Source organism: Armatimonadota bacterium, assembly GCA_035527535.1.
Taxonomy (GTDB): domain Bacteria; phylum Armatimonadota; class Hebobacteria.
Genome location: DATLAK010000074.1, coordinates 1 through 14,898, shown reverse-complemented (window position 1 = coordinate 14,898; position 14,898 = coordinate 1). Strand labels below are relative to the sequence as shown.

At 66.6% G+C, this 14,898-nt stretch carries 11 protein-coding genes and 1 pseudogene; 2 read left to right on the top strand and 10 right to left on the bottom strand.

All coding sequences use genetic code 11. The annotated features are described in order from the left end of the window. Positions 1-447: 447 nt before the first annotated feature. A pseudogene (locus VM221_04985) lies at positions 448-567 on the bottom strand (IS5/IS1182 family transposase). Positions 568-1,394: 827 nt separating this feature from the next. Between VM221_04985 and VM221_04980 the strand changes: the two are divergent. After that, entirely contained in the window at positions 1,395-1,580 is a 186-nt protein-coding gene (locus tag VM221_04980; GenBank protein ID HUT74177.1) for an Em GEA1 (EM1), read from the top strand. 118 nt (positions 1,581-1,698) lie between these two features. After that, positions 1,699-1,974, top strand: coding sequence for a general stress protein B (locus VM221_04975; GenBank protein HUT74176.1), 276 nt, complete (start codon positions 1,699-1,701; stop codon positions 1,972-1,974). Between the two features lie 35 nt (positions 1,975-2,009). On the opposite strand, the gene VM221_04970 is transcribed toward VM221_04975, so the two are convergent. From VM221_04970 to VM221_04930, 9 genes are all read right to left on the bottom strand, one after another. Then, positions 2,010-2,684 carry a glucose-1-phosphate thymidylyltransferase gene (locus VM221_04970; GenBank protein HUT74175.1) on the bottom strand — a complete coding sequence of 225 codons (675 nt, stop codon included), beginning with the start codon at positions 2,682-2,684 and terminating at the stop codon, positions 2,010-2,012. Positions 2,685-2,965: 281 nt separating this feature from the next. Then, positions 2,966-3,532, bottom strand: a complete 567-nt coding sequence (locus VM221_04965; GenBank protein ID HUT74174.1) for a MarR family transcriptional regulator — start codon at positions 3,530-3,532, stop codon at positions 2,966-2,968. Positions 3,533-3,677: 145 nt separating this feature from the next. Then, positions 3,678-4,745 carry a phosphotransacetylase family protein gene (locus tag VM221_04960; protein ID HUT74173.1) on the bottom strand — a complete coding sequence of 356 codons (1,068 nt, stop codon included), beginning with the start codon at positions 4,743-4,745 and terminating at the stop codon, positions 3,678-3,680. A gap of 1 nt (position 4,746) precedes the next feature. Next, a complete protein-coding gene (locus VM221_04955; GenBank protein ID HUT74172.1) occupies positions 4,747-6,891 on the bottom strand; it encodes an acetate--CoA ligase family protein in 2,145 nt (714 codons plus the stop codon). A 50-nt stretch (positions 6,892-6,941) separates the two neighbouring features. After that, positions 6,942-7,748 carry a dihydropteroate synthase gene (locus tag VM221_04950; GenBank protein HUT74171.1) on the bottom strand — a complete coding sequence of 269 codons (807 nt, stop codon included), beginning with the start codon at positions 7,746-7,748 and terminating at the stop codon, positions 6,942-6,944. A gap of 528 nt (positions 7,749-8,276) precedes the next feature. Then, entirely contained in the window at positions 8,277-9,644 is a 1,368-nt protein-coding gene (locus tag VM221_04945; protein ID HUT74170.1) for a hypothetical protein, read from the bottom strand. Positions 9,645-10,520: 876 nt separating this feature from the next. Then, positions 10,521-11,480 carry a hypothetical protein gene (locus VM221_04940; protein ID HUT74169.1) on the bottom strand — a complete coding sequence of 320 codons (960 nt, stop codon included), beginning with the start codon at positions 11,478-11,480 and terminating at the stop codon, positions 10,521-10,523. Between the two features lie 474 nt (positions 11,481-11,954). Further along, positions 11,955-13,256: a 3-hexulose-6-phosphate synthase gene (gene hxlA, locus VM221_04935; GenBank protein HUT74168.1), complete on the bottom strand. Its 1,302-nt coding sequence runs from the start codon at positions 13,254-13,256 to the stop codon at positions 11,955-11,957. 54 nt (positions 13,257-13,310) lie between these two features. After that, on the bottom strand, positions 13,311-14,898 hold a 1,588-nt coding region (locus VM221_04930; GenBank protein HUT74167.1), incomplete at its 5' end, for a cobalamin B12-binding domain-containing protein.

The window sequence follows — 14,898 nt, the reverse complement described above, 5'->3', positions numbered from 1 at the left end:
TACACACCGTTGACGGGGGTCGGACATGGACAGTCGTGACACCGGTTGTCCGGGGACTGGGCACGGATTTCTGCCTTCTGGATTGCAGCTTCGGCACCTCGCTTGACGGTTGGGCAGTTGGTTCCACAGGCGACCTCCCGCGGTCTGGGCGCGCTCTCGCACTGCATACCGGGGACGGGGGTAAGACCTGGGAACGTGTAAGAACAGGAGCCGAAACGATAGTGCAGAGCTGGGTAGACTGTGTTGTGTTCGTGGATGCCCGGCATGGATGGATATCCGGGAAGGGGGGGATCCCACCCGGCGACATGCCTCCGCGCCCCAGTCATCAGGTCAGCTTTGTTCTTAGGTACGTTCCGTAGCGGGGCAAAGGCGGCCCTTGCTGCCTCGACATGGAGTGCGCTGGTTGACGGACGTGGGATTTGGGGGACAGTCGACTTAGAGCCTTCATCAAAACCCACCTTGAAGGCAACTCCAACAGATGAGGATGCAGCCCAGATGAAGGAAAGCCTCGTGGATGTGGGAGAGCCTTTCCCAGCGAATGCGCAGGCGGCGGAACTGGTGGAGCCAGGGGGAAATCACGGGGACAGTCACCTTAATTCGGCGTGGAGAGCGACAGCCGCAATGCGCTGGAATGGCTCGCAAACCCCTTTGCTGAGCGCACCACCTGGGTGTATGATGTCATCGGGCGGGTGAGCGCGGAGAACTGAAACTTGACGGACGCGGCATCGCCCGGCGATGTTCCGCGTATGCCCAGCATGACAATCGGCCCCGGCAATGACATGTCGGCTAGCCATCAATGTTGCAGGCCCTGCACAAGCAGCGCTTGATTCCTCTGTCCAACAGCACTTGCCTGATGTAGACTGGGTATGCTTGGCGTAGGCGCTTGGGGTGGCACAAGGTGACGGCGCGATCCGAAATCTGGGTCGCCGGCGGTGGTGGCACGCACCGTCACCGGGCCGAAGCCGCAACGGAGGTGATTACCGGAAATCACGGGGACAGTCACCTTAATTCGGCGTGGAGAGCGACAGCCGCAATGCGCTGGAATGGCTCGCAAACCCCTTTGCTGAGCGCACCACCTGGGTGTATGATGTCATCGGGCGGGTGAGCGCGGAGAACCGAAACTTGACGGACGCGGCATCGCGCGGAGATGATCCACGTATGCCCAAGATGACAATCGGCCCCGGCAATGACATGTCGGCCATCCATCAATGTTGCAGGCCCTGCACAAGCAGCGCTTGATTCCTCTGTCCAACAGCACTTGCCTAATGTAGACTGGGTATGCTTGGCGTAGGCGCTTGGGGTGGCACAAGGTGACGGCGCGATCCAAAACCTGGGTCGCCGGCGGTGGTGGCACGCACCGTCACCGGGCCGAAGCCGCAACGGAGGTGATTACTGTGACCGAGAACGAAATGACGGTCCGGGAAGCGGGACGCAAGGGGGGCGAGACGACCAAGAAACGCTATGGTCCTCGCTTCTACGAGGAGATCGGAAAGAAAGGCGGGCACAAGGTCAAGCGCATGATCGAGGCAAGCAAGCGGGCCCGAAAGCGGACGGAGTCGGTGAAGCGCAAGACGGGGTGACCGTCGCGGGTGGTTTGGCGGAGCGGGTGGTGGGCAATGCATGCGACTGCTGCTCGCACGCGAGTGAGCGGCGGTCAGGGCGCTCCTGGCACGAGGTCATGGGGAAGAGGTGAGCACATTGCCGAGCAAGGACATGACGGTGAGCGAAGCCGGCCGCCGCGGCGGCCAGATGACCAGGACCCGCTACGGGCCGCAGTTCTACCAGCGCATCGGCAAGAAGGGCGGCCAGAGCACGAAGCAGCGGCACGGTCAAGAGTTCTATGAGACGATCGGACGCAAAGGCGGGGAGCGCGTCAAGCGCGAGCGGGGCCAGAGCTTCTACGAACGCATCGGCCGCAAGGGCGGCCAGCGCGTGCGGCAGCTCGTGCAAGAGGCGAAGCGCGCAGGCGCCTGACGCGGTTTCCCGCGTCGCCCCCTAAGTACCGTAGGCTAACGCTGCTCGGTGCGGCCGAGACGCTGGGAGAGCTTGACGATGGTGCCGGCAGGGAAGAACCCGCGCAGGGACGTGCACGGATAGGTAAGTACGTTCTTCCCCAGCAGCGTCCCCGGGTTGAGGACGCTGTTGCAGCCGATCTGCGAGCCGTCGCCGACGATCGCGCCCAGCTTGGTCAGGCCGGTGTCGTACTGCGCGCCCGCCACGGTGAGGACGATCGCGGTCCTGGTGACCTTGAAGTTGGAGCAGACGGCGCCCGCGCCGAGATTGACGCCGCGGCCGAGGATGGAATCGCCGACATAGTTGAGGTGTGACGCGCCAGCGTCGGGCAGCAGGATCGAGGCCTTGACCTCGCTGCCATGTCCGACCGCCGCGCCCGCGCCCATGATCACTCCGTCCCGCAGCAGCGCCCCATGCCCGACGCGGCAACCGCGGCCGATGATCGCCGGCCCCATCACCCGCGCCCCGGGCTCGATGACCGCGTCCGGCGCCAGCCACACCTCGCCCTCGACCACGGCCCCCGGCGCCACTTCGCCGCCGAGCTCGCGCCGCGCGTGCGCCGCCAGATAGTCCGGCAGGCGCTGCAGGACCTCCCACACGCGCTCGCACCCTGTGAACAGCTCCGCGTGATCGAACCCCCGCCGGTCGAAAAAATCATCGGCGGCGAGCATTGCTCACCCTCCATGCGCCCTGTACTCGCGCCGCGCCTCCCACATCGCCTCGGCCCCCACGCCTCATGTTCGGCAACGCCCGCCGTCACTCCCACCGGCGTCAGGGCGTGCCCCTCCGCCGCCAGTCGCCGTGCCTCCTCGGTCGGGATGCGCACGCGCGCGGGATCGTGTCCGCGAACTCCGGTTGTCCAGCGGCGGGGGGACGCGGGTGGCGCCGAGGTCGAAGGGAACGCGGTCGGGTTCCCGGTGGGCGAGCGCGAGACGCAGGCGCTGATCGCCGGTCATGGGAGCGTGACGCTCACCCACGGAATCTCGGCGCCGCAGACGAGTACGTAGGCGCGACTGACCACGCAATCCCCGGAATGGGTGCCGTCGCAGTGCAGGCAGACTCGCTCGATGATCTCGGGCGAGTCGAGGGCGCTCAGGAGAAGGCCCTCGAGGCCGTGCGCCAGCCGCTGAAGCTTGCGCGCGGGGAATCCGGTGAGAGCTGCTTCCAGCAATTCGCTGCGGCGCCGCTCGAGCCTTGTCATCACGCTGCGTCCGCGCTGGCTGAGCGTGACATGTACCACCCGTCGGTCGGCGCCCCACCCGGTGCGGGCGACGAGGCCCTTGCCTTCGAGGCGACTGACGACCTTGGTGGCGGCGGGGTCGCTGACCCCTAGGCCTTCCGCCAGACGGCCGACCGCGCACGGCTCGCGCCCGGCCACCATCGTCAGGCAGTGGTACTGCGCGGTGGTCAATACGCCATCGCCTGCCAGCTCCAGCGTGCGCGCGACCAGGACATCGCCAACCCAGCGCGCGAAGATGCGAAACAGCTTGTCGCACGAAGGGCCCGCATCAAGTATCATCGCCCTCCCCCCTGCCGGCAGCGGTCTGCCAGGTACGTCCTGCGGCATCCCAGGCCGTCTAGGCTGCGATCACCCCGTTGGGGCCAGGATTCTACAGGCGACGCGGCGGCACCTGCAGCCTGTAGGGGCGCACAGCCATGCTCCCCTACAGGCCCAGGGCCGCCCACATCGCCTCGAAGTCCAGATGCTCCCGTCCCAGCTCGGTCGCGCGCGTGATCTTGGCCTGCTCGCGGATGCGCACGCGGCCCAGCAGCCACTCGATGCGGTCAACCACGCTCAGGGTGTCGTCGCGCGACAGCAGCAGCGGCACGTGCAGCTCCTGCGATCGCGTCACCACCTGTGAGCTGGGCCGCAGACCGCCGGTAAGCACCACGCACTTGCTGCCGGTCTCGAGTGCCGCGAGTTGGATATCGGAGCGGTCGCCGCCGGTAATCACCGCCTTGTTGGGAGTGCGCCGGAAGTAGCGCATAGCGCTCTCCAGGTTCATCGCGCCCACCACGAAGTGCTCGAGCAGTTGCTCATTCATCCCTTCGCAGCACAGCACCTCCGCCCCCAGGTGATCCGCGAGCTCGCCCACGCTCACCGACCGCAGCACCGGGTCGTGGGGCAGCGCCCCGAACACCTTGATGCCGGCGTCCTCCAGGTAGGGCATGACCTCTTCGCGCACGAACGACAGCCGATCGGCGGGCACGTCATTGAGCAGCAGCCCGGCCAGGCGCTCGCCCAGGGCGTCGCGCGCGGCCAGGAAGCGGTCGAGCGAGGTCTCCGACTCATACTTGCCCACCACCAGCGCGCGGCACTCCAGCAGCTCCGTCAGCCGTCGCGCATCCAGGCCCAACGCCTTGCCCGTAGCCGCCACCATCCCGTGGCCCCCCACCAGCATCACCTCGTGGTTGCCGCGCAGGCGCGCGTAGGCTTCGCGGACGCGCGGGACGAGTTCGGCGCTCACGTCCTCGCTCATGGCGCGCCGGTAAAGGTCATCGCCGGCCATCACCGGAGACAGATCCGGCAGCGGATCCTGCAGCTTCAGCACCTCGCGGATGAATGCGGCGTCCTCGTCCACCACATGGCCCTCGACGCGCGCGGGCAGGCCCCCCAGGGGCTTGAAGTAGCCGACGCTGCGGCCCTCCTGCTGGAGCTTGAGGCCGAGGATGATGCACACCAAGCTCTTGCCTGCGTAGGAGTCGCTCGATCCGACGAATACTGCGGTCATGCTAGCCTCCGTGAGTCGCGGGGTCGTGCTGCTGCTCCGCGATGGTAATGCGGGAGTCTATAGCGACGGCGCCGCGCCCCGGCTCAAGCGCCGCCAAGGGATTGATGTCGAGCTCCAGGATCTCGGGAAAATCGAGGGTCAACTGCGACAGGCGCAGCAGCGCCTCGATAATCGCCTCCGCGTCGGCCGGTCGCTCCCCGCGCACTCCCCCCAGCAGCGCCGCGGCGCGAATCTCGTGCAGCATCTCCTGCGCCTGCCGGCGGTCGAGCGGGGCGACGCGGAAGGCGACATCCTTCAGCACTTCGACGTAGATGCCGCCCAAGCCGAACATGACCAGCGGCCCGAACTGCGGATCGCGGCTGACGCCGAGGATAACCTCTTTGCCCCCGCGCACCATCTCTTGCACCAGCACCCCCCCCAACTGCGCGTCGGGCAGGTAGCGCCGTGCGCGCAGCATGATGAGGTCGAAGGTGTCGGTCACCTGCTCCGCGCCGGTGAGGTTGACCCGCACCCCGCCGATGTCGGACTTGTGCAGGATGTCCGGCGACGAGACCTTCATCACCACCGGGTAGCCGATGCCCTCGGCGATGCGCACCGCCTCCTCCGCCGAGCCCGCCAGCTCCGCCTGCGGCACGCGGAACCCGTAGGCCGCCAACACCTCGCGCGCCTCGATCTCTCCCAGGTTGACTCGCGACGCCGCGCGCACCGCCGCGAACACCGCCGCCACCCGCTCGCGCGTGACCGCGAACTCGACCGTCTCCGGCGCCGGCTCGTCGAGCCGGCGCCGGTAGCGCACCATCGCCGCCAGCGCCCCCACCGCCTGCTCCGGGAAGGCGTACGAGGGGATGCGATGGGTGTCTAGAAAATGGTCGCCCCGGCGCATCTTCTCTCCGCCCATCATGCACGCCAGCACCGGCTTCGACGACTCCCGCGCCGCTTCGTGGATGGCGCTCGCGGTCTGCTCGATCTCGGTCATCGCCTGCGGCGTCAGCAGCGCCACCACCGCGTGGACGTTGGCATCGGCGAGGGCGCTCTCCATCGCGAAGCCGTAGCGCGCGGCGTCCGCGTCGCCGAGCACGTCTATGGGGTTGTAGAAGTTGGAGGCGGGCGGCAGCTTCTGGCGCAGGCGGTCAACCGTCTGCTTGTCGAGCGCTGCCAGCGACAGCACGCCGGTGCGCTCGACGGCGTCGGTGGCCATGATGCCGGGGCCGCCGGCGTTGGTCACGACCGCGGCGCCCGGGCCCTGCGGCAGCGGCTGATAGGCGAACGCCAGCGCGTAGTTGAAGAGCTCCTCCAGCGAGGGCGCGCGGATGACTCCGACCTGGTGAAACGCCGCGTCGTAGGCGCGCTCGGAACCCGCCAGGCTCCCGGTATGGGAGGACACCGCGCGCGAGCCGGCAGCGGTGCCGCCGGACTTGAGCACGATCACCGGCTTGACCGCGGTCACCTCGCGCGCGACCTGCATGAACTCGGCGCCGTCGCGCAGGCCCTCCATGTACGCCACGATGACCGCCGTGTCGGCGTCGTCCTTCCACGCCCGCAGCAGCTCGATCGTCTCGACGTCAACGCCGTTGCCGAAGCTGACGAACTTGCTGAACCCGACCCCCTGCTCCAGCGACCAATCCATGACCGCGGTCGCCAGCGCCCCCGATTGCGACATCAGCGCCACGTGCCCCGCCTGCGGCATGCCCGCCGCGAATGAGGCGTTGACCCCCAACGCCGGCACCACCAGCCCCAGGCAGTTGGGCCCGATCACGCGCATGCCGTGCTCGCGCGCGATAGCGCCGATCTCGCGCTCCATCTGCGCGCCGTCGGGGCCGGTCTCTTTGAACCCGGCGCTGATGATGATGACCGCGTCTACCCCCTTCTCCCCGCATTCGCGCATGACCCCCGCCACCAGCTTCGCCGGCACCACCACCACCGCCAGGTCCACCTCGCCCGGGACCTGCTTGATGCTCGGATAGCACTTGTGGCCGAGCAGGTTCTCCGCGTTGGGGTTGATGGGATAGACCACCCCCTTGAAGCCGTAGGAGATCATGTTGCGGAAGACGGCGTGCCCAACCTTAACCGGGTCGGTGGAAGCGCCGATGACCGCTACCGAATGCGGTTGGAAGAAGTGTTCTAGCATGGTAAGGGCGCGATTCATCGCGCCCTCGTCCTCACGGGTGGGCGATTTGGGCGCAATGAATTGCGCCCCTACGCTTCCTCCCCGAGCAGCCCCTCGCGGTGGGCCCCCAGGTAGCCGAGGCAAAACTCGTCCGCTCCCAGCAACGCGCCGCCCGCGCGCAGGGTCGCCATCAGGGCGCGGTCGAGCGGATCCACGATCGCCGCGTCCAGCCCCATCGCCATCGCCATCGCCAGGAAGGTGCGGTTGAGCAGGCTTCGCCGCGGCAGGCCGAAGGAGACGTTGCTCAGCCCGCAGATGAGGTGCACCTCCGAGCTGGCCTCGCGGATGGCGCGCACGCCCTCCAGGAACTCCCGCCCCTGGCCGCTCTCGGTACTGACGGGGCGCACGAGGGCGTCTATGTAAACGCGGTCCGCGGATATCTCGAACCTGGCGGCTGCATCGAGGATGGTCAACGCCAGGTCGCGCCGCTCCCCCGCGCCGCGAGGCATGCCGGCCTCACTCATCGTCAGCCCCACCACCCGCGCGCCGCGCTCGCGCACCAGCGGCAGGATCTGCTCCGCCCGCTCCCGTTCCGCCGTGATCGAGTTGATCAGCACCTCCCCGCGCGCCGCCTGCAGCCCCGCGGCGATGGCCTGGGGGCTAGGGGAGTCTATGCACAGCGGCGTCTCCACCGCCTCCTGCACCACCCCGATCATCCACCGCAGGTCCTCTATCTCTTGCCCCACGCGCGCGGCTGCGTTGACATCCAGGAAATCCGCGCCAGCCGCGGTCTGCTTCAGCGCCTCCGCACGCACGAACTCCGCGTCGCGCGCCGCGATGGCCGCCGCCACCCCGCGGCGGGTCGAATTCAGTCGCTCCCCGACGATTGTAATCACGCAGTCCGCCTACCTGTCGGTCAGATGTCAGATCCTCTTTACTCCTCTCCCTGGAAGGGAGAGGGGTTTCGGTCTGCCGCGCGTAGTTGCGCTCGATCGCCCCCACCAGCGCGGCCAGCGCGGCATTGACGGGCGCCTTCAGCCCCAGTCCCTGTGCCTCCCGAACGAGCGCGCCGTTGATGAACTCAACCTTGGTGCGCCGGCCGCGCAGCACATCTTGGAGCATCGAATTGACGTTCGTTGCCGAGGCGCGACACACCTCTTGGGTATGTCCCGCGGGGTCGTCGTAGGCGAGCCTTATGCCCTTGGCCTGCGCCACCGCCGCCGCCTCCCGCACCGCCACGCGCAGCGACCAGATCTATTGCTGCGCGCGCGGCGGCGATACGGCGCGCCAGCGGCAGCACTATGCCGAACGCAAGCGCCGCCAGCGCCAGCAGGTTTGCTCGGTCACCCCGATGTTCTTGCTGGCCCGGCCCGAGTGCCCGCTCAAGGAAAGCGGGTGCTCTCTTGCTGTCCACTGCCAGAGAGTCACGGCGCCTGGCGCAGCCTCCAAGGCTTGCCATTGGACCACTTGAACAGGTCGCCCGTACCTCCCTCCAGCGACATGTCAAGCACAGCGGCTTCCTCTTGGGGGTGGGTGCGCAGCGTCTCCACGTCTCCCGTAAAGCGGCTCAACCGCTCCACCTGCTCCACGCTGCGGTCGAATGTCAATCGCACGCGCCGAACACCGTCCATCTTGCTCATATTCAGGCCATGAGCGAGGTTTACCATCATGAAGTACTCCTGGCCGGCTTCATCCTCCAGAAAGCCTATCATCAACCCCAGGTCCTGGCCCTCAACAACCCGAATCGACCGCAGCGCCCCATGACCCGCGAAAGCTTGCAGCCGGATGGGTTCTGCAGGGTTGTTATTCGGATAGGTCGGTGGCGGTTGCTCCCAGAATGTGCCGTCGCCAGCGTACATCACCTGGTCCTTGGTGCGCAGGTTCAGCAGGGCACGTGCAAGGTTCTGCACCTCCGGGGCGACCTCGCGAACCGCGTACCAAGCGGCTGTCATGACGGTGTTCTCATATCGGTGGTTCTCCGCGGGAGATCGCTCCGGGTCCTCCACGCCGAGATCCATCACCATGGCCTCCGGGAAGCCGTAGTAGATGAAGAACATGATGCCCGTGCCGCCGTGGGCAAGGAACGAGAAAACGAGGAATCGGAGGTCCGCCTCGCCTGGAACACGATAGGCGTAGTCCGGCCTTTCATGCTCACGACCGAATGCCTGAAGGAACATCCAGTACGGAAGCCGGTAACGAGAGGCCGTCTGCCTTCCCCAGGCCAAGTCATACAAGTACGTCTGCGCGAGCTTGCCGTCTCGCAAGAGCGGGTACTCGTCGAAACTGAAGAGGTCCGGCTTGCATTTCTGAATGTAAGAATCGTGGTCCACTTTAGTAATGGAGAGGTTCGCAAAAACGGGGAGGTCGGGGTATGTCCTCCGGACCCAGTCGGAGATGGCGGCGATCTGATCCAATGCCTCGGTGGAGCCTGGTTCATCGCCAGCAATGATGAACGCACAGCCGGGAATTGCCAGGGCGGCAGCCACGGCCTCCTGCCCGCCGCGGGTACCGCAGGCCCAGGCCAGGCCGGCGTCGTGCGCGGCCTGGAACATATGGCACCCGGGCATCGGCTTGAACCAGATGAGCGTGTTGAGGTTGGCAGCGGCAAAGCGAGCCATGCGCTCGGGGAGGCAATCCCGTGGCACGCAGTTGTGCATGGCTGCGTATGTGAGCGGGCGCGGCTCCTGCCACCGCTCATATTTCTCCGAGTATGGATACCACGCCCAAGCTGTCGTGGCGAGAAGCGGTAATAGCACAGCGGGGAGTGTGAACTTCCTCATCACCGATCTCATGATATTCTCTCCTCAGAGCCTGTCGTAACAAAGGCCGCTGTCATCCCGAGCGTGAGCGAAGCAGCTTGGTGGGGAGTCGCGCGCCCCTCCCAAGATTCCTGCTGATGTCCCTATGATACTGCAAGAACGAGCGGCCTCTACTTGGGGTCACAGGGAAGGAAATCCTTGTTCGGCGAAAGAGCACTTGGCTGTGTGCTGCTCCCACAGTCAGGTAAGGGGCCACACCCTTTTTGGGGGGTGTCAGCAAGAGAGGACGCGATCCCTCGTACCGTTGCTTGTGCGGGCGTATCTCCGGAATGGTGAACCGCCCCTTAGTCGAGGTCTGCTTTCTTGCGCCCGCAATGATTACCCTTTCGAGCTTTGGGACTATCTCTTTCTTCTTCTCCGGGTGCGCTTTCAACAGTACGCTCAGTTGGGCTGGCGTCTGTGCCCGTTCGACCTCGGCGTCGTCAGTCACCTGTTGAGCCTGAGCAGCAGGAATCCCTCCCCGGGTAGACGGAAGGAGAGGCAGCACAGTACTCAACGCCCATATCAGCAGGAAGCACAGACCACGCTGTTTTACTCTACTCCCCTCTGCCACTGTGGGCTACAGGTAGTATTGGCTATGGAGCCCTTTGGTATCTGCGGCCTTCATCATATTTCCAGCCCCCGCCCATGTCAACAGTCCATGCCGCTCTGCCGCTGGCACGTGATAGGCGCATAAGGTCTGCCGAAGGGCCTACCGGTTTTCGCCTGGTGGCTGGACGCGCTCACCGAGTAGGGCAGCCGCGGCGGAATCAGGAGGACAGGCCCCGCTCAGCCGCGGCGGGGTCTTTCTTCCCAATATGCCCGGAGAGGCCTCACGGCATTGAGGCCCCCAGCATGGGCGGCCAGGCCCTACCCGGAGAGGCAATTACAGAGCATAGAGCGCACTTCGTTCGCACCAACAGACGCGCCATGCCAGGTTAGACGTTCCTGAGCAGCAGTGATTGCCGCGCTCACTAATGAGTCAAGCACATCCCTCGGCAGATTGGTTTCCTCGGGAGAATTGCGGATCTCCTGCCAAGCGTTCAGAGCACCAACGTCATGCCACAGGTAATGGGCGTCGAGTCGGGCTGCATTAGACCGGAGGAAGTGCCGCAGGAAGCACGTGCTCTGGTAGGCGCGATCGCCTGCATCCTGCTGGAATCGGGCGAAGTACTGGCAGAAACGCTTCTCCGACCACCACCACCCGATCGGCCAGAAGTCCAGGAACACTGCACCATCGCTGCCGAGTATCACATCGCGGGGCAGAATGTCAACGATGCCGAGAGTCGGCCTTGGCTCTACGCAGATCGCCTCTGCTATCTCTTGGCAAGCGGCCTGCAGATTGACCTCATCGATACCCGGCCCTATCTGTCTGGTCAGGCGCATCAGACTCGTCGCGAACTCGTGCGTGTCAGGAACTGTCGGTTCCTGCAATGGCATGATCTCTTCCACCAACCTGGTTGCGCGCTCCACATGGGCGAGCCCTTGGATGCAGCTCTCCAGTGCCGCTTCTCGCTCCTTGCTCTTGGGCTGCTTCAGCACGTCCTCCAGCGAAGGCCCCTCAATCCACTCCATCACGAGAACTCCGCTGTCTTCGTCGTGCCAGTGGAGTTGAGGTACTGGGTATCCCGCAACGTGGAGGCCGCGCAGAAGATCCGCCTCCGCTCTCATGTCCTCCTGCTGGCGCGGCAGTTTCACGCAGTACTGTTGTTCATCCCACCGCAGGCACCAGATGCGCCGCCAGAACAAGGCCAAATCGCCCTCGTCCTGCGCCAGAGGTGCGTGCCACTTGGCAAGTTGGAGCCGTATCCAGCCAGTATCCGCGCCCACTCTCGATCCACCTCGCAAGTGCCCGCAGGCCGGGCATGCCACCGCAATCATACTCCAGAAGATGCCTGGCTCGTAATCTTGATGCAGGTGAGCCGCGGCGGGGTCTTTCTTTCTGCCTTACCCCCAGAAACCACTCACTTCGGCCTTGACTTCCCCGCCAAAGCAGGCATGAATGTAATGGCAAACAGGTGTGTAATAGCGAGGCAGAGGATGGCACAGACGCAGATAACGAGCGGCCCCTACACCCAGCGGGGCCGGGAGGGAAGCGGGATGGTAACGTTCACGCGCCTCGCGAGCGACGCGCCCCCAATTCCTCTCATACGGATGCTTGGCACAGGGAGCGAGATTCCTCCCTCGCTGCGCTCGATCGGAATGACATTCCGTGGGGCTGGCGGCGACTAGTAACATGGCGCCTGTGCAGTCTCAGCGTGACTCGGCGTTCGTCGGTGGTTACGATGGCTTGTTGGCCGCCCCTCACCCAGCCTTCTCCCACCGCATGAGGTGGGTGACCGCGCCCAGGGTGCTGCCGCGCTGAATCTCTTCCCGAATGCGGTTCTCCTGCTCGAGCACGCCCTGTGCGCGGTTGGCGTACTCGGCCGCCCGCTCCCGCGGCACCACGCACACCCCGTCGTCGTCCCCCAGCACCCAGTCCCCCGGTCGCACCGCGACCCCCGCGATCTTGATCGGCACGCCGATCTCGCCGTACCCTCGGGGTTCGCCGGCGTTGGGCATGATGTGCCGCGCGAAGGCGGGGAACCCCAGTCGCCGAATCTCGGGCGTATCGCGGATGGCGCCGTCAATCACCACCCCTGCCAGCCTGCGCTGGAGCGCGCTGTAGGTCGCCAACTCGCCCCACAGGGCGGGGCCGACGCCGCCCGCCTCGATCACCACGATGTCGCCTTCGCGCGCCTCGTCAAGCGCTTGAATGGGCTTCGACCAGTCGCCGGGGGCGGTGCGTACCGTCACCGCCGGCCCGCACATGCGCGCGCCGGGGGTGATGGGGTGGATCCCCGGCAGCACGCCGCCGCGGTGCAGGGCATCGGAGAGATTGGCGGTCGAGACCCTCGACAGCACCTCGCGGATACTCTCCATAGTCGCGCGTTTGTAGAGGTCGGTGGCGACCTTGGCGCCGGTGTCAATCGCCTGGCGGATCGCCGCGGTGGCGGCCCGGGCATCGGCCGACTTGGTGATGGCCCCGCCGACGATGATGACGCGCGCGCCGGCGGCGACGGCATCGGCGGCGTTCTCGGAGTGGATACCCCCCGCCGTCGCCACCGGAATGTTCACCGCCTGCGCGACCTGCTTCAGCATATCGAAGGCGTACCCCCCTTGCATCTGCACGTCAATCGCGGTATGGCAGGCGATGTAATCGGCGCCGAGCTGCTCGATATGGCGCGCGCGCCCCACCGGGTCGCCGCAGCCGATGAGGTCCACGATCACCCGGTTGCCGTAATTGCGCGCAGCCTCGATGCACTCGGCGATGGTGGAGTCGGCGGCGGCGCCCAGGACGTCCACGATATCCGCGCCCGCCTTCGCCGCCGCCTCCAGCTCGATGCGCCCGGCGTCCATGATCTTCATGTCGGCGACGATCGTGCGGTCGGGGAACTTGCGCCGCAGCGCGCGCACGGCGTCCAGGCCCTCGCTCTTGATCAGCGGGGTGCCGGCCTCGATCCAGTCCGCGCCCCCGGCGACGGCCTCCGCCGCGCACCGCAGCGCGCGGTCGAGGTCCACGAAATCCAGCGCCACCTGCAGAATCACGCGATCTTGCTCAGGCATGATGTGTCACCTCGAGTGGGCGCGAGAGATCCATTCCTGACTCGCACCGGCGGCCTAGCCGACGGAGAAGAGCCGCTCCACCGCCGGCGTGCGGCCCAGGATGCGCGCGACGCGCTGCTCCTCGTTGACGGGGCTGCCGGTGTCGGGGTCCACCGCTTCGATGCCGCCGCCGATGACCTGAGTAGCCAGGCGTCCGGCGGCGTCCGGATTGCCCCACAGGTGGGGCGCGTCGAGCACCCCCTCCCGGATCGCTCGCGCCAGGGTCTTGGCGTCGGTCAGCGGGTCGTGCGCGCCATCGCCCAGGGCGCGGATGGCGGCGATGGTGACCTGCGCCTCCCGCAGCAAATGCCGCTTGCGCGCCTGCACCGCCGGGTCGGCGAGCAGGTCCACCATACCGACGCTGCAGTTGCGCAGCACGCCGTCGGCTATTTTGCAGCTCTCGACCAGCTCCTCGGCGGTCACCGCGTGATCGCCCTCGCAGAAGCCGACGACGTGGATGATGCGCGGCGCCAGCGCGAGCTGCACCACGGTCGAGGCGGCGAGCTGTCCCTTGGCGATGTCGGGATCGGTGGAGAAGTGCATCAGCCCCGCGCGCGTTTGTCGAATGCTGGTGAAGCCTTCGCCGTGCAGACTCTCGACCGCGGCCGCCTGCGCCAGCATCTTCGCCAGGTCCATCGCCGCGTGCATGGTCGCCGGGGTGTTGAACATGTACTGCGAGACGTAGGTGCGCACGCCCAGCGCCTGGGCGTTGTACGCCGCGACGTAGGCCATGGCGACCGACAGCGTGTCGTGCGCCTCGCGCAGGCTCCAGTGATGGGGCTCGTTGAGCTCGACCGGGAGGCCGCGCTCGGCGTACCAGCGGATCGCCTGCTGGTTCTCGGCGATGGACTCCTGCGGCGGGCGATCAGAGCGCCGGTCCAGGGTGTTGTACCAGCACAAGGGGATGGCGGCCCACGCGTTGTGAATGGTTTCCGTCGCCACCTGGGCCCATTGCACGAGGTCGCGGGTGCCGGAGTAGATGCGCAGGAGGGGGTGGTTGCCGGTGCGCGTGGCGTCGTAGATGGCGCGCAGGTCGTCCGGCGTGCGCAGTGCCACGCCGCCCGCGCCGGAGAGCTCCGGCTGCATCTCCTGGGGGCGGAAGAAGTGCTCCTGGGCATTCTGGTCGGGGCCGATCGAGAGGACGTCGAGCACGCGCGCTTGCGCGATCTGCCGCGCACCGGCCACCGTCTCCTCCATCGTCGGCCGGCCGAAGTGATGCCGCAGCAGCGGGTAGGGGGCCTTGCGGTCGAGGCGCTCCAGAAGGGTGACCCCGAAGTCTTCGGGCGCACGCCGCAGATGTTCGCCGCGCAGATAGGCGACCACCGCGTCGGGTTCCTCGGCGCCGCAAAAGGTGGCCTCGAACAGCCCCGACTCCGCCGCCACCTCGCACACCGGCGGCGTGCCCCCGGCGACGTAGCGTTTGCCGTCAAGGCCCTGCGCGCGCACCTGCCGCGCCAGCTCGGCGAACAACTCGCGCGCGACCTCGGGGGTGAGGCGATAACTGACGGCGACGATGTCGGGGTCGCGCTCGCGGATGGCGCGCACGAGGTCGTCAACGCTCACTGCCGCGCCCAGATACTCGATCTCGTGGCCCAGGCGCTGG